9 protein-coding genes are annotated in these 16,912 nt (G+C 68.2%); 4 read left to right on the forward strand and 5 right to left on the reverse strand.

Annotated features, from left to right (window positions below; genetic code table 11):
* Positions 1 to 797 precede the first annotated feature (797 nt).
* The 3 genes from E0E30_RS12340 to E0E30_RS12350 form a co-directional block, all read right to left on the reverse strand.
* A complete protein-coding gene (locus E0E30_RS12340; RefSeq protein ID WP_130866519.1) occupies positions 798 to 2,495 on the reverse strand; it encodes an RHS repeat-associated core domain-containing protein in 1,698 nt (565 codons plus the stop codon).
* Entirely contained in the window at positions 2,383 to 7,161 is a 4,779-nt protein-coding gene (locus E0E30_RS12345) for a DNRLRE domain-containing protein (protein WP_130866520.1), read from the reverse strand. Before E0E30_RS12345 ends, E0E30_RS12340 begins: the two co-directional genes overlap by 113 nt.
* Before the next feature lie 321 nt (positions 7,162 to 7,482).
* Positions 7,483 to 8,430 (reverse strand): carbohydrate kinase family protein, encoded by a 948-nt coding sequence (locus tag E0E30_RS12350; RefSeq protein WP_130866521.1) that lies wholly within the window; start codon positions 8,428 to 8,430, stop codon positions 7,483 to 7,485.
* Positions 8,431 to 8,624: 194 nt separating this feature from the next.
* On the opposite strand from E0E30_RS12350, the gene E0E30_RS12355 reads away from it, so the two are divergent.
* Entirely contained in the window at positions 8,625 to 10,166 is a 1,542-nt protein-coding gene (locus E0E30_RS12355) for a beta-N-acetylhexosaminidase (RefSeq protein ID WP_130866522.1), read from the forward strand.
* Between the two features lie 9 nt (positions 10,167 to 10,175).
* On the opposite strand, the gene E0E30_RS12360 is transcribed toward E0E30_RS12355, so the two are convergent.
* Entirely contained in the window at positions 10,176 to 10,826 is a 651-nt protein-coding gene (locus tag E0E30_RS12360; protein ID WP_130866523.1) for an HAD-IA family hydrolase, read from the reverse strand.
* Positions 10,819 to 12,210, reverse strand: coding sequence for a 6-phospho-beta-glucosidase (locus tag E0E30_RS12365; RefSeq protein ID WP_130866524.1), 1,392 nt, complete (start codon positions 12,208 to 12,210; stop codon positions 10,819 to 10,821). Before E0E30_RS12365 ends, E0E30_RS12360 begins: the two co-directional genes overlap by 8 nt.
* Before the next feature lie 306 nt (positions 12,211 to 12,516).
* Between E0E30_RS12365 and E0E30_RS12370 the strand changes: the two genes are divergently transcribed.
* From E0E30_RS12370 to E0E30_RS12380, 3 genes are all read left to right on the forward strand, one after another.
* Positions 12,517 to 13,176: a response regulator gene (locus tag E0E30_RS12370; RefSeq protein WP_130866525.1), complete on the forward strand. Its 660-nt coding sequence runs from the start codon at positions 12,517 to 12,519 to the stop codon at positions 13,174 to 13,176.
* 187 nt (positions 13,177 to 13,363) lie between these two features.
* Positions 13,364 to 14,209: an ABC transporter ATP-binding protein gene (locus E0E30_RS12375; RefSeq protein ID WP_210115827.1), complete on the forward strand. Its 846-nt coding sequence runs from the start codon at positions 13,364 to 13,366 to the stop codon at positions 14,207 to 14,209.
* On the forward strand, positions 14,209 to 16,707 hold the full coding sequence (locus tag E0E30_RS12380; protein WP_130866526.1) for an ABC transporter permease: 2,499 nt from the start codon (positions 14,209 to 14,211) through the stop codon (positions 16,705 to 16,707). Before E0E30_RS12375 ends, E0E30_RS12380 begins: the two co-directional genes overlap by 1 nt.
* Positions 16,708 to 16,912 lie beyond the last annotated feature (205 nt).

Consider the following 16,912-nt stretch of genomic DNA (forward strand, 5'->3'; position numbering starts at 1 on the left):
TCGAGGTCTTTCGGATGGCTGTGTGAGAACTTCCATCCTCGGAAGACCTCGACGCCTATCCCGGCAGCGACACACCCACCCCGGCCCGCTCAGGTGAACACGGCACCTACACCCTCGTCTGGGAAGAGCCGGTTTGTCCACGACCGAGCCGATCACGCCCCTAGCTCCGTGGAAGGGTGTTGACGACACCGCGTTCACGACCGCGGGGTGAGCCAACTGGCCCAAGGACCGGCGCCTCTACGGGTACAGCGGCGGCATCGCGCCCGCCGCATCGGAGCAGGCCGACAACGCCGACCACACCCAGCCCCCCTCCGGGGAAGTCGAAACGGTCACACCACCGGATCCCCGGACTCACCGGGGTGATCCACCCCTAGGTGTGAAGAACCGCTTTAGGTGCTCCCATAGCGAGCCAGTCATCCGGTTGTAGGACGTACTCGCATCAGAGGGATCAGCGCCCTTCACGGGCGTACACGCCGCCCTCAGAGAACGCCAGCAACTCCCCAGTCCCGGAGCTGGTCTGATACAGGTGTTCTTTTCATGCCACGCGATGAGCTCTCCTAGAGTACCCATGGCCACAGTCGGCGGACAATCCCTAACAAGCAATTCTCTTAGCTGAGTCGGAGTCAATCGTTTTTCAGACATAGGGACGATGACGCCATCGACAAATCGAAACATGTTTCCTTGGGAGTCGCAGATCAGACTAGTCTCCGACTCGTATCCTGGCTCAAGAAAATTGCACAGGTCGTCGAGCGAGGAGAAGCTCGAAATCCAGCCCTCATCGTCCACCGAGAAATACGTCACCATCGTTGCCTCCACCGGCTGAAGAAAGGCCGCGCCTGCCACGGACGATGAAGTCTGATACCACCTATACCACGTCGGTGATAGTGGATAAACGCCCACCGGGATTCCCCTGGAATTCGATGACTGTGGATTCCGAAAACACGAACACCATTGTGATAAAAGTCAGTTCCCCTAGCAGTTGGACGACGATTGTAAGTCATTGCGAATCTAGCCGTTGAATTCTTAAACCGATGGCCGACTACCCGACCAATCCCGCCGTGCGACATTCCGCCGATACCGCCCCATAAAGCGCTGGCCCCTGCGCGACGCCATGACCAGCTCCGTGACCCCGCATGATAGGCGGAGTAATGAGCAAACCCTGCAACCGCTCCCACGGCAACCCCGCAAACGATACTGGCTCCACACGCAAGTGCTCCTGCGAAGCCCGCCACAATGACTGCCCCGCCGAGAGCGCGACGCCACCAGCTGTTTCCGTCGAGGTCTTGGGTGTTGATGGGGTCGTTGGGGTAGCCGTAGGCAGTGTCGCCGCCGCGGTATTGCGGATCCAAGCTGGTGAACAGTCCGGTGGCCTGGTTGTAGAGGCGGGCTCCCATCAACGTGATGCCGAGAAGACCGAGGGTGGCGCGTTCATGCTGACCGAGCCAGCCGTAGCCGATCCCGCCCTGAGTAATGCCGACTGGGGTGCCGTACTCGGTGTACTCACCCCACTGGTCGATCCCCGTCGCAGGCTCAGTACCGGTGAGGGTGCTGGTCGCGACCACGTCCCCGCGAGGCCCAGCAAGGTCCAGCGTGGCCTTCGTCTCGCCCCCAGCAGTGGTGACGGTCAAGCCAAGCCCATCACCGGTCAGCGACAGATAACGACTCGCGATGCTCGCCCCGGCTGCGGTGACGACGCTCCACGTGGGGTTGTCCGACTCGTCGGTGTAGTGCCGCACCAGGCTGCTGGAGGTCTGGGTGCCGAGCACCACACTGCCCTGACTGGTCCTCTGAACGAGCCGCCGGCCCGCGCCGTCGAGAGTGAAGGTGACGTTCACATCCCCCTGACTCACCGATTGTGCGGCGTCGCTGTCGTCGTAGCCGATCGTCATGTCCCCGCGACCAGGATTGGCCGTGTCAGCGGCCGGAATGCTGGTCTGACGCCCCAAGGGATCAGTCACATAGCCACCCGCCCCGTCCGCGCCGGTCATGGGCCTGTCCGCCGCATCAAAGGCACGCCTGGTGACGGTGACACCGGTGTCGGCACACACGGAGGTATTCGATGCCTGGCTCTGGCTGGTGCGGTTACCATTCACATCGAAACCGTAGGTACGACGCTGACACCTGGCCGTACCCGGATCGTTACCAGTCAGGTCATCGACCTTCACCAGACGCCCCGCCATGTCATAGGAGTAGATCCGATCCGAACGGGTCGCACCCGCCCCATAGGCCGAACCACCACCCGGGGACCACTCACGCGTCGTCCTGCCCGCCGCGTCGGATTCCGACGACCAGCCGAACCACTGCTGGTCATCGGTGACCTCACCGGTCTCGGGATCAGTTCCCTTGCCGGAATAGGTCAGGTCCACCAACTCACCGGCCGGATCATACGAGTGCCGGCGGATGATGCTGCCGGGCAGCTTCTCCACGGTCGCGGCACCGTTTGAGTCGTAGGCGGCGGTCGCCGACCACGACCGGCCACCGACGGTCTGGGTCACCTTCGTCACCAGACCACGAGTCTCGGCCTGGCCGTTGGCGTCGGTGCCGTCGTAGACGTAGTCGGCTATCGGCGACTCGGATGACCTGCCCGAGGGCGTCGTAGGTGGTGGTCGACGAGTCGGTGGCCTGCCCGGCGGGAGTGTTGCTGTAGCCGATCTGACGGCCCCAGCTGTCCCACGTCTTGCTGGTGGCACCCGCGCTGGACGTGGTGCCGGTGACGCGGCCGTAGTCGTCGTAGCTGGTCGTGACCGGCGGCACCGGGGTGGAGCCGGTCAACCCCGAGGAGGTGGTGGCCACGGTGACGGGCCGCATCCTGGCGTCGTGGGTCGTGGTCGTGGTGACGGTGGCGCCACCGTTGGTGGTCTGGGACGTGGCCACCTGCTGGTCCCACGTGTAGTCGAGGGTCTTGGTGACGGGCAGTTGGGTGCCGGCACCCGGGCCGGTGGTGCAGGTCAGGCCGATCCATTCGGTCCTCTGGCACGCAGCCACGTCGTTGCCCGCGGTGTAGTAGGTCGTGACCCTCGTGCCCGGGTCAGCCTGCTTGCCCTGGGCGGAGGGTTGGCGCTGCTGCACGACCCGGCCCTGCGCGTCGTAGACGGTCTCGCGCGTGATGTCGCCGGCGGTCACGGTGCCCGAACCATCCATGTCGGTGGTGACCGCCGTGGGCTGGCCGAGGTCCCAGCCTGTCTTGCTGCCATCGCTGGTCTTGCCGTCATAGGACGTCAGCGTGGTGCTCAGCACGTCGTGGGTGTCCCAGGAATCGGTGCCGGCGGTGATGGTGCTGGTCTGTGTCTTCGTGACGAGCCGGTAGGGCTGACGGGAGGCCGGATTGATCTTGGCCTGCTCGCCGTTGTCGTAGGTGGTCGTGGTCACCGGGCGGGCCCACACTCGCTCCCCGGCCTGGTCGCTCATCCAGCGGGCCGGGCCCGTGACCTTGGTGACCACGGTACCGGCCGGGGTGACGACCGTGCCGTCGGCCTGCTTCCAGTCCGGGTTGTAGTCGGTATCGGTGGACGCGGTGGTGATGTCGCCCAGTGTTCCGAGACGCAGCTGTTCTGTGGCGCGGGCGTCCCAGTGCCGCACGACGTTGTCGTGGTCATCGTAGATGTTCGCGTCGAGCTGCCACGATCCGGCGCCGTAGGAGCCGGTGTGGATGGTGTAGCCCTGCCCGTCGGTGAGGTACACGGTGGCACGATGCCAGGCCGGGTCATTCGCGGCGGGAACACCCGTGATCTTCTGGTCGGGGCCGAACACGGCAAACGTCGTCGCCGCGCCACGCGGCAGTTGGTAGCTGTCGAACCGGCCCAGGTCGAAGTCGCTCACCGAGGTCGGCTGGTCGTACACGAACGCCGCGACCTGTGCCGTCCGGTCGGCCCCGGCGACACTACTGGGCAGGGCGCGGGAGACCTTGTCCAGGTGGTTGTTGGCGTAACTGAACTGGTAGGCGTCCTGCCCGGGCGGGGTGATCGAGGCCAGGAGCAGCGACTTGTCGGTGGCATTGCCGGTCCAGCCGTAGCCCGTGGTCAGCCCGGTCACGGCGTCGGTCTGCGAGGACATGGTGCCGTCGGCGTTGTAGGTGTAGGTGGACAGCACCTTGTCGCCGGTGGCGTCGACCTGCGCGGTGACCTTGTCGACGCGCCCCTGGGCGTTGTAGCTGATCTTCAGCAGCCGACAGCCGGCTGTCGGGGTGCCCGGCACACAGCTGGTCACACCCACCGGCAACGGAGCGATGATCGCGCTCACCCGGCCGGCGCTGTCACGCTGATAGGTGGTCTTGCCCGGCGTCGCCGGATCCGTCACGTCCGCCACGACGAACAGCGTGGCGGCGTTGGCCGCCGGAGCCGTGGCCGCAGTGAAACGGGTCTTCGTGCCGTCCTCATCGGTGAACGTCAACACCGGGGCCCTCGCCGTGCCGGACACGGCCAGGGTCGTGCCGCTAGTCGCGGTGCCCTCATCCACCGGCGTGTAGGTGCCCAAGGCGAAATTCGCGTCGCCACGACGTGTGGGGGCGGCGTAGACCAGGCTGTCCCCATCAGGGCTCACCACCGCGATCGTGCCGTCATCAGCAGTGGAGTCATACACCTGAGAGGCCGCTAGGCCAGAATCCCCGCCATCGAGATCGGCCACCCACCCGGGGCCGAACACCTGCTTGTCGACAGAGACGTCCCCGGCGAACGAGGCATGCGACCGGCCAATCGACAACGCACCGGTGGCAGAAGGCAACTCGGCGTCGGTCTCGGAGACCGTCAACTCACCAGTCCACAACGCCACCGTCCCCGGCCCGGCACTGGTGCTGGGGAAACCCTGCCCCACCGCGTGCGGAACCCGCACGATCTCCCGGCTCGCCGAGCACCGCTGCCCGCCGACACTGTAGGTGAAGCACACCCGCACGTCGATGGAGGTCGGGACGCGATCCTTGACGGTCTTGTCATCACCGTCCTTCACGCCGACCAAGCTGCCAGTGTCGAGCAGACCGCGCAGGTCCACGCCACTGCCGGTGGCGGACTGCGTGAACGAGTTGCTCGCAGGGGCACTCACCCACGCCCCATCCGACGACCCGGCCACGCGCCACTGCACCACACCCGAGCCCCCACCGGGTCCACCATCGCCCGTCACCTGGACGGTGCCGGTCGTGGTCTGCCCCGCAATCGGAGCACGCAGACCCGGCAGGCCGTAGCCGAAACTGTAACTCACCAGCGCCGACTGACGGCCCACCGGGGACAGCGCAATCACCCGCAGACTGTGCAGCCCGGCGGAGCCACCCAGCGAGAACGTCGCCGTGGTCGGCGTGCTCGTCGTCGGCTGGGCGACCATCATGTCCTGGAACGCGCCACCATCAATCGAATAACGCAACGAGGTGGCCGCCGAATTCGATGTCGCATCCGCCGCAGTCATCGTCACCGTGCACGTCTCGGCCGACTTGACCGCATCACCCCACGAATCGTTCTGCGTCGGACAGGTCACCGTCGGCGTCGGCGGAGCAGACAGGGTGACGTAATACTCCATTGCCGGACCCGACCACGGCCCCAGCAGCATCGAATCGTTCGCGCGAGCCCGCAACCATGCGTGGTCATTGTCCACCAGACGTGTGGTGGACACACAGGACGCCGTCGTCCCCGCAGCCTGATACCCCGAAGCACACAACACCGTGCCATACCCCGAACCAGCAGACCCCAACCGGTGGAACTCCACCTTCGAGGTGTTCCCGTCCGCATCCGAAGGCACCTGATCAGCCAGGCGCGGGTCGGGGGAGCCCACGTACAACTTCCCGTTGACCACCTGCGAGTTCGACACCGTCGGCACATTGACCGCGCCCGGAGCCCGATCATAATTCAGGCTCATGACCGGCCGATACGACGAATCGTTGGAATAGAACCGCTTCCACCCATACGGATCCGATTCATCATCGGCACGCAACATCATCCCCACACTGCTGGCCGTGCTCGTCGACCACGCCTTCGCCTGCGCGGTCATGTCAATGCTCACCCGGCCATCCGGACATGCCGTCGACGCACCCCTGGTCTCGGTCGAGGAGGCCCGTCTGGCGCCGATCGTGGGCTGCGCCGTCCACCGCGTGGCCGACGACGCCACCCCCGAGTCATAGGACGACCACCCCCGCGCAGTGCACGACCACGAATGGAACTCCAACAGACTCAACGACGCCGACGTGACGTACTTGCCCTTGAAGACAGCAGCGTCAAAACTCAGAAACGACCGAGCCACCTGGCCCGAACCATTGTTGCCCAGCTTCAGCTCCGAGGAGGTGGACTCATCCGTGGCGTAGCCCTGCTCCACGAACGTGTCAAAAATAGGGTACGACGTACTCTGCGCATACGTCGGATCGATCGTCACGGGGAACACCCGCTCCGAACTCGTCAACCACGAAAGATCGGCCTGCACCTGCATGAATGCCTGCCACTTCCTGCCCCGCCGCTTCACCGCACCCGGAACAAACTTCACAGGCTTCTCGGCACCCTTGCCGTTCGCCTTCGCATTCCTCGAGTCCCACATCGACGGCTGCGACCAATGCCCCAGATGCTTGCCCTTCGTGTTCCGAACCGTCACCGTGCCGCCCGCCGTGACAAGTTCCTGCGACGAACCCACCGTCGTCGGCAAGGCCAGCACCCCACCGGTGGCGTACCGCTTCACCAACTCACGAGCCCCAGCAGCCGAGTTCACCAGCCACACCACCTCGAACCCAGCCGGCCGAACCTCAACCCGCACATCAACGCCCGAAATCACGTCCCGATAGGTCGCCGTGGATCCGTCCAACGTCGGCTCGGGCAACCTCACGCCGTCCAACCCCATCGACACACGATCCGCGCCAGACTCCCCCGCCGGGGCATCCACCAGCGTCGCGCCACCCGCACTCGAAAGGGTCGCCCCACCCGGCAACGCCGCGGCGTGCACCCCCGAGGAATCCTTCACCAAGGTCGTGTCGATCGCACGCCACCCCCCAGTCTCCTGAGCCCCCGCATCCTTGAACCGCACCGGAGCCGCCGCAATCTCCTCCTGCACCCGACCCGAGGCATGCACAAACACCCGACGCGTCGCCGAACGCTCACTGAGCACCTCCACCGGCACCCCCTGAGCCCGGGCCGTCACCGACGCCGACACCCAATCCTCACGCGTCACCACACCCGACAACGGCACCAAACCATCCACGCCCACCGGCACCACATCACGCGCAGGACCAGACCCCGACGGCGGCGGGGTTGACGGCCCCACCGCCCGGGCAATCCCCTCAGCCGGAGCGACCGTCACCGCCAACACACACGCCACGACGCGTCGACCACGCGAACCCACTATCACAGGGCCTTCCAGGAAACACTCACACAAAAGGAGCAAGGGAAGCGTACCCGGATTCCCCGACGATTGTGGGCAGTTGAAGCACGCCGCCGCCAAGCTCTACGCGCGACTCGGGTGGACCCCCGGTGGTCCGAGACCGAACCGCGCGCCCTTCTCACGATTGAAAGTCGCCCCCGTTCAGTCCAGGGGCTCCTCGAGCAACTTGAGAAGGAAGGCGAACCGAGCCGGCTCCCGGCTGGCCAGGCGGCGCAGATCGTCCGGACGCACCGGGTCGGCGGTGCCGCGGCTGCGCGAGGTGACGAGGGCCCCGACGAGAGCGGCGACGTCGAGGCGCCGGGCCAACGGGAGGTCGGGCCACCGGAAGGTCCAGGCCAGGGCGGCCAGGGTGGCGTCACCGGCCCCGGTCGTGTTGACCGGACTGATCGGCACCGCCGGGGCGGCGACCTCCTCGCCGGTGCGGGCGTCGACCCCGATGATGCCCTGCCCACCGCAGGTGACGACGACGAGCGGGACGGTGCGCGACAGTTCTCGGGCGGCCTCCAGGGGGGTCGGGGCGCCGGTGAGCACCATCGCCTCCTGGGCATTGGGGGTGTATGCGGTGACGTGGGAGACGGCGTCGAGCAGCTCGGGCTGGGGGTGGTCCTCGAAGCCGTGGTCGACGACGACCGTGATCCCCGCGGCCGCGGCCGACAGCAGCCAGTCGGGGGCGGGCAGGGCGAGGTGCGCGACGATGACGTCGACCCCGGCCAGATCCGGGGTCCCGAGCGCAGGGGCGGGCGTCTCGACGGTGGCCATGGCCCGCTCGGTCCCGGCGGCCAGGCTCACCGTCACCGGCAGCGACCACCCCGGGGTGACGCGGCTCGGCGTCAGGTCGATCCCCCAGCCCTCCAGAGCGGCCCGGCACTGGGCGGAGGAGGGGTCATCTCCCAAGGGTGCGGCCAGGCGACAGTCGGCACCCAGGGACGCCAGCATCCGCGCGGAGTTGGCGACCCCGCCCCAGGTCTCGACGAAACTCGTGGCGTACCGCTCCTCGCCCAGGGCGGGCAACCGGTCGAGCCCGGACATGACGAGGTCGCGGTAGGTGACGCCGGCGCACAGGACGACGGGGCGGGCAGGGTCGGTCATGGTCCAACCTTTCCATGGTGTGCTCCGATCATCCTCGCGGGAGTCCGGGGAGGCACCCACCCGACGCGCACGGTGTCGCGGCAGCCGCGCACCATCCCTGAGCGAGCCGGCGTCGACGTCGCTGGCCCACCCTAGGATCAACAGGGTCGGTCGGCTCCCCGTCGGCCCCGACCTCACCTGCGAAGGAGCTTGTCATGCCGGATGTCCCCACCACGAGCTCGGCGCTCCCCTCGCTCCTGCCCACGCCCTCACGGGTCGCGCTGACGGCAGGGACGACCCCGCTGCCGACGGTGCTGCGGTGGTCGGGCCCGCTGGAGGTCGTCGACGCCGTCACCGTGCTCACCGAGCGACTGGCCCCGGCCCTCGACGTCGTGCCTGCCGGTGACGACCCCGCGTTCCTGTCTTTCGACGTCGACCCGTCCCTGCCCGAGGAGGGATACCGGATCGAGATCTGCGAGACCGTCTCGGTGCGCGCCGGGTCCGGGCAGGGAGCCCGGTGGGCCGTCCAGACGCTGCTCCAGTTGCTGCCGGCCTGGGTGTACGGACCCGGGCCGCTCGACGTGACCACCCTGGTGCTGCCGCGTGGGGTCGTCGAGGACGCCCCGCGGTACTCGTGGCGCGGCGCCCACCTCGACCCGTGTCGCAACTTCCTGCCAGCGGAGTTCATCCTGCGGTTCCTCGACGTCATGGCGATGCACAAGCTCAACCGGCTCCACCTGCACCTCACCGACGACCAGGGGTGGCGTCTTCCGGTGCCGGGCTACCCGCTGCTCACCGAGATCGGCGCGTGGCGTCCCGGCACGGTGCGCGGCCACCAGCCGCCGCCCGACGAGCTCGACTGCGACGACGTCGCCGAGCACGACGGCATCCGGCACGGCGGGGCATACACCGTCGAGCAGCTGCGAGCCATCGACGCACGGGCCACGGTGCTCGGCATCACGGTCGTCCCGGAGGTCGACCTGCCCGGTCACACCGAGTCGGTCATCGCCGCCTACCCGGAGCTGTCCTGCTCGACGCGGGTCGAGCATCCACGCACCTGCTTCGGGGTCTCCTCCCACCACATCAACCTCACCGAACCCGCGCTCGACCTGTGTCGGGCGGCTCTGGACGCCGTCATGGAGATCTTCCCGGACTCGCCGATCCACATCGGCGGGGACGAGTGTCCCGGCACCGAGTGGTTCGAGCACGAGCCGACCAGACAGCGCCTGGAGGAGCTGGGGATCACGACGACGCACGAGGCCCAGGCGTGGTTCGAGCAGCAGATCTGCGCGCACGTCATGGGTTCGGGCCGGCGGATCGTCGCCTGGGACGAGGTGCTCGAGGCCGGCGCCCCCCAGGGGGTCACCGTCATGGTGTGGCGCGACGCCGCCGACGTCCAGCGGGCCGCCGACGCCGGCCACGACGTCATCGCCGCCCCGGTGCGCCACACCTACCTCGACTACGCCAGCGCCCTGGGGCCGAACGAACCCCTGGCCATCGGCGGGCCGCTCACCATGGACGACGTCGCCGGCCTCGCGCAGGTGCTGGCCGGGGTCGACTCACCGCACCTGCTCGGTGGGCAGTTCCAGTTGTGGGGCGAGTACCTGCGCACGCCGGCGTCCGTGGAGTACGCCGCCTTCCCGCGCGGTTGCAGCATCGCCGACCAGTTGTGGACCGGAGAGCCGGCGCGGCCGGAGTCGGAGCTGGCCGGTCAGACCGCCCGGCTCACGGCGATGGGGGTCAACTGGCGGCGGTGAGGAGGGGCATCACCGGGGCCGGGTCGGCGCCCAGGAGCGCACGCGGGAGTCGTCGAGACTCGGGACCCACAGGTCACCGGCCCCCTCGACGACCGAGCCAACGGCCAGGACGAAGGCCCCTGCGGCACGCCCGGCGTCCACACCGGTCGGTGAGTCCTCGACGACGACGCACCTGGTGATGTCGGCGTCGAAGGTTGCGGCGGCGGCCAGGTAGAGGTCCGGGTCGGGTTTGCCGCGCTCGACGTCATCCAGCCCGAGTTCGGCCCCGAAGAGCCCGGTCCACCGCTGACCCGCCAAGGTGCTGTGCACGAGACGACTGGGCGAATTGGACGCCACCGCGATCGGTACCCGACCGGCCAGTCGACGCACGAGGTCGTCGGCGCCGGGCATGGCCGGGACGCCGTGTGCGAGGTTGTCCTCGATGAGCCTGCCGATGAGGGTCGCGACGTCGTCCGGGTCGGTGCCGGGGTGGTGTTCGATGTAGAGGTCGACGACGTCGCTGATGGTGCCACCGAGCAGGGCGGGATCGGTGTCGCGGGGAATCGGCTGTCCCCACAGCTGCTCGGCGGCCAGGAACCAGGCCTCGAGGGAGTCGACGAGGGTGCCGTCCATGTCGAAGAGGACGGCGTGGACATCGGTGGGTAGCTGGACGTCAGTCATCATCGGTGCTCCGGAAGTCGTCGAGCCCCTGGAAGGTCTCCGCGAACTCGTCGAGAAGGTCACGGGCGACGTTGACGGAGTCGACGAGGCGGTGGTGCGTCAGGGCCAGGAGGGCGTCGGTGCGGCTGTGCTCGACAACAGCGGCGATGATGCGCCGCTCGACGTACTTGGCGTTGACGACCAGACCCCGTCCGTGCTCGGGCAGGACCGGGTCGGGAAGGGGGTGGATTCCTGCCCCGTCGACCCGGCACGGGATCTCGACCACGGCGGCGTCGTCGAGATCGGCGATGGCGCCGCGGTTGGCGACGTTGAGGATGAGTTCGGCAGGGACGTCATTGGCGATGGCGTGCATGATCGCCAGGGCGACCTTGTCGTATCCACCGGTCTCCAGGTCGGCCTCGTCGCGGGCGAATTCCCCCGAGACCTCGCGATTGGTCGCCATGTACGTCTGTTCCCGTTCCAGACGGGTGCGTTCCCACAGCCCGGCGACGTCGTCGACGTCGTCCGCGGCCCCGTAGAAGCGGCCCTGCTGGGCGTCGAGGAAGGCCCCCCGTGGGGCCGAAGCGGCCAGATCGGTGGCCAGGTCCTCGCGCTGGAAGTAGTAGTAGTGCAGGTACTCGTTCGGCACGGCCCGGAGGGCCCGGACCAAGGGGGCGCCGAAGAGCCGACCCTCCTCGAAGCTCTCGATGAGATCGGGGCGGGCCAGCAGCCGCGGCAGCAGGTCGACTCCGTCGACCTCGAGTCCGGTGAGCCAGCCGAGATGGTTGAGGCCGGCGTAGCGCAGGTGCACCCGACCATCGCCGGCGAAGAGGGAGGGCACGTCCTGCGGGGCGAGGTCGGCGTCCTGGAGGGTGGTGAGGATGCGGCGGGCCAGGCCGACCGGTGAGTCGCAGATGCCGACGACCCTGTCGCCGAGGAACCGCTGCATGACCTCGGTCATGACGCCGGCCGGGTTGGTGAAGTTGATGACTCGCGCCTTCGGGGCGTGGCTGCGGATGGCCTCGACGATGCCCAGGACGACGGGAATGCCACGCAGGGCGTAGGAGATGCCGCCGGCCCCCACGGTCTCCTGGCCGATGACCCCATGACGCAGGCAGATGGCCTCGTCGAGGGCACGGGCGTGGGTGCCGCCGACACGGATGGCCGAGAAGACGAAGTCGGTGTCGGCCAGGGCGGTCGGCAGGTCGGTCGTCGCGACGACCGCCGGCGGGTTGGGCAGGGTCGGGGCCAACTGCGACAGGACTCGACTGATGACCTCGAGGCGATGGGTGTCGGTGTCGTACAGGCGCAGCTCGGTCACCCGCTCGGGGGACTCGTCGCGAGCCAAGGCCTTGAAGACGAGGGGGACGCGGAACCCGCCTCCGCCGAGGATCGTGAGCTTCATCGTGGTCCTCCTCGGCGTCGAGTGGTCCAGCACGCTCCGCCGGGCCACGCTCGCCACCCTACCGGGCCCTCAGACCCGGCAACACGGGCGGCTCGCCGTCGACCGGTGTCAGCAGAAAAATGCCCTGAGTGGGGAAAAGCTCCCCTCCAGGGGAGGATAGTCGCGCTCAGGGGGTTTTCCTGACGTCCACCCATCGAGCCCCTCCCGAACCCGGGCGACCCAGCACCGTGGGCGGGCCCGCCCATCCCCGCAGCGGCGCTTCCGCCCCCGTACCATGGGCTCGTCACACGGCGACCAGGAGGTTCCATGTCCGATCCGATCCGGGTGCTCCTGGTCGACGACCAGTCCCTCGTCCGCTCGGGGTTCCGCATGCTCATCGAGGCCGAGGACGACATGGAGGTCGTCGGTGAGGCGGCCAACGGTGCCGAGGCCCTCGACGTCCTGCGGGCCACCCCGGTCGACGTCGCCCTCATGGACATTCGGATGCCCGTCATGGACGGGGTCGAGGCCACCCGCCGCATCGCCGCGTCTCCGCTGGACACCAAGGTCATGATCCTCACGACCTTCGACCTCGATGAGTACGTCTACTCCGCCCTCAAGGCCGGGGCCTCAGGGTTCCTCCTCAAGGACGCCCGCCCCACCGAACTCCTCTCGGCGATCCGGTCGGTGGCGGCCGGGGAGGCCGTCGTCGCTCCCTCGGCGACGAAGCGACTGCTCGACCACGTCGTCCCCACCCTCCCGTCCGACCCGCACGCGGCCGATGAACGTCTGGCCATGCTCACCGACCGGGAGCGTGAGGTGCTCGTCGAGATCGCCAAGGGGGCGACCAACTCCGAGATCGCCCAGACGCTCTACATGGCCGAAGGCACCGTCAAGACCCACATCGGCCGGCTGTTGAGCAAACTCGACTGCCGTGATCGGGTCGGGCTCGTGCTCCTGGCCCACGAAGTGGGGCTTGTCCACTGAGCCCATCCACTGGGCCCACGACGTGGGTTGCACCGAGCTCCGTGCCACCGGAAGATCTCCGGAACCCGTGACCCTCCTGTGGTCTGATCCCGGAATCATCCCCAGGGACGATGCCCCGCCGGTCCGGTACTTCGTATGGTTCTGGGGTAGGGGTGACGACCACCCTCCTTCCCGACGAAAGGCTGACATGACGACTCCACCACGCCACAGCATGGCCCAGGACGGCCCTGCCGCTGCGAGCCCGGAGGGCCCTCTCACGGGCGCCCGACGCGGCGTCGAACCGATGCCCCCCGGAGTCCCGATGCAGTCCCCCGACGCCGCCGCCGGCATCAAGCTCACCAAGGTCTACGGTTCCGGGGACACCCGGGTCATCGCCCTGGACCAGGTCGACGTGCGCTTCGCCACGGGGTCGTTCACCGCGATCATGGGCCCGTCGGGGTCGGGCAAGTCGACCCTCATGCACTGCCTCGCCGGCCTGGACCGGATCACCTCGGGCCGGGCCTTCCTCAACGGCCACGAGCTCAACGCCATGCCCGACGCCGCCCTCACCCGGGTGCGTCGTGACGAGGTCGGTTTCATCTTCCAGTCCTTCAACCTGCTGCCCATGCTCACCGCCCGGCAGAACATCGTCCTGCCCCTCGACCTGGCAGGCCGCAAGCCGGACGCAGCACTCTTCGACCAGCTCGTCACCGGCCTGGGCATCGCCGACCGACTGAGCCACCGACCGTCCGAGCTGTCCGGAGGTCAGCAACAGCGCGTCGCCTGTGCCCGCGCCATGGTGACCAAGCCGTCGGTCGTCTTCGCCGACGAGCCGACCGGGGCGCTCGACTCGAAGTCGGGCACCGCCCTGCTCGAGTACATGCGTCAGTGCGTCGATGAGCGTGGTCAGACGATCATCATGGTCACCCATGATCCTCGGGCCGCCTCCTACGCCGATCGGGCCGTGCTGCTGCTCGACGGCCGCATCGTCGACGACATCGCCTCGCCGACCGCCGACACGGTCGGCGCTGCGATGGCGCGTCTGGAGGCGTGATGCTCAAGGACGCCGTCAAGGAGGTGCGCTACCACCCCGGCCGGGTGGCAGCCACCGTCATCGCCATCGCCATCTCGGTGGCCTTCCTGGCCGGGGTGTCGATCTACCTGCGCACCCAGGGGGTGGCCGAGGGCAAGCGTCAGGCCATCGCGACCTCGCGCGCGGACCTGGTCGCCAGCGTCGGGACCGCCTCGCAGATCGAGGACCCGACGGCCGTGACCAAGGCCATCTCCGAGGTCCAGGGGGTCGACGTCGTCGAGCCCATCGCGACGGAGTCCGCGGTGCTGTCCCATGGCGGCACGTCGGTCATGGCCACCGTCTACCCGCTGCCGAACGAACGGTTCCGGTGGTCGCGCCTCACCGCCGGCCAGTGGCCGACCTCACGGACCCAGGCGGTCATCTCGCAGGAGGCCGCGAAGAAGCTCGGCGTGAGCATCGGGCAGACCTTCGATCGTGACGACACCAAGGTCACCCTCGTCGGCACCTCCGACGAGCCGAAGTCGATGACGAGCCAGACGATGTACGTCGGGGCCGGTGCGGCGGCCGGTCAGAACGTCAGTGAGTGGGACATCGCCCTCAAGCCCGGTACCGATCGGACCACCGCCATGGATGCCGTTCGTGCAGCCCTGCTCAAGGTTCCCGGCGCCTCGAAGGACGCCAAGGACGGGGTCAAGGTCGTCGACTCCAAGACCTTCCAGAAGGACGCCGTCGACAACCTCATCGGCCAGTTCGACGCCACCAAGTACATGCTCATGGTCTTCGGCGGCATCGCGCTGCTCGTCGGGGTCATCATCATCACGACGACCTTCCTCATCCTGCTGGCCCAGCGACGCCGTCAGATCGGCCTGCTCCGGGCTGTCGGCGCATCCGGTGGGTACGTCCGACGGATGGTGCTGTCGGAGGCGATCGTCCTGGGCGTCATCGGGTCGCTCCTGGGCATCGTCGTCGGTGCGGCCCTCGCCACGGCGGGGGCCTGGTACACCGGTGCCCTGTGGTTCGGCCTGTCGTGGCCGTGGGTGGACCTGCTCGTCGAGTTCGGCGTCGGCGTCCTCATCACCGTCCTGGCGGCCTTCGTCCCGGCCATCCACGCCACCCGCGTCGCTCCCCTGGAGGCTCTGCGTCCGGTACCGACGGTGGAGCAGCGCAAGAAGGCGTCCCTGGTGCGGATCATCAGCTGCTCCCTCGTGTTCGCCGGCGGCGTCGTCATGGCCGTCCTCGCCTTCAAGGCGCCGACGCGCCAGTCCGTGCCGTGGGCCATGGGAGGGGCAGCGCTCATCGCCATCGCCGTTCTCGTCGCCGCTCCGCTGTACGTCCCGACCCTCATCCGCGGAATCGGCCTGCTCGTGCGTCCGTTCGGGCCGACTGCGCGCCTGTCGACGGCCAATGCGGTGCGCAATCCGACCCGGACCTCGCTCACCGCGGTGGCTCTCATGCTGGCGGTCGGCCTGTCGGTGACCCTCCAGATCGGCACGGCCACGACCAGGACGACGGCGATGGACCTCATCGACATGTACTACCCGGTCGATCTGCAGTTCACCAGCCAGCCGACGACCTTCGACCGCACCACCGGCAAGGTGGTGACGAACGCCACGCCGCAGCTGTCGCGGGAGGCGGTCGACGCCGCCGAGAAGTTGCCGAACATCAAGAGCCGGCTCACCCTGCCCGGGACGATGGTGACGACCGGCGACTCCTCGGACTCGCCCGTCCTCGCCCTGGCGGCATCACCGGAGAAGATGCGCGCGATCAGCACACGCACGTCCGAGCAGATGGCCGACGGAACCGTCCTGGTGGCCGAGAGCGGGCCGTTCAGGACAGGCTCCAAGGTGACCCTCACCGGCTCCAAGGGGAAGGTGACCCTCACCGCGAAGGTGACGAAGGCGCTGCACAGCTTCGACGTCATGGTCGTCACCGACGCGACCATGAGCCAGCTCGACACCTCACCCAAGCCGGCGTCGATCTGGATGAAGATGGCCAGCCGGGACAACATGGCCACCACCCTCAAGGCAGCCGTGCCCCTGCTGTCGATGAAGGGGACCAGCATGGACGGCGGGTTCCTCTTCGCGGCCATCCTCGACCAGATCCTCAAGACCCTGCTCATCGCCACATCGGCGCTGCTCGGCGTCGCGGTGCTCATCGCCCTCATCGGGGTGGCGAACACCTTGGGTCTGTCGGTACTGGAGAGACGGCGCGAGTCGGCCCTGCTGCGCGCCATGGGCATGCAGCGTCGTGACCTGCGTCTCATGCTGCTCTACGAGTCCCTGCAGACCGGTTTCGTCGGACTGCTCGTCGGGGTCGTCGGGGGGGCGTTCTTCGCCTGGCTGGGCATCTCGTCGGTGTTCCGGACGGCCAAGGCCCCGGTCGAGGTGCACTTCGCCATCGACTGGGGGTGGACCCTCGGCCTGGTCGGGGTGTGTCTGGCCGCCGCCTCGCTGGCCTCGGTACTCCCCGGACGTCGTGCGGCCCTGGCCGCTCCGACGGAGGCACTCGCCGACGAGTGAGGTGGCCCCCGAGCGACGTGGGGCCGGACCCGGCGAGGGTCCGGCCCCACTGCCGTGTCATCGGCTGCGCCCCGGCGCCGACCGCGGACAACACCTGCGGGACGACGGACAACACTCGGCGCGCAACGAACAACACGCGACGCCGTCCGGACAACATCTCGGCCAACACCGATCCGATGGAGTGGGACCACCCGACAAGGAGGCC

The organism is Acidipropionibacterium timonense (genome assembly GCF_900605005.1).
GTDB classification, from domain to species: Bacteria; Actinomycetota; Actinomycetes; order Propionibacteriales; family Propionibacteriaceae; genus Cutibacterium; species Cutibacterium timonense.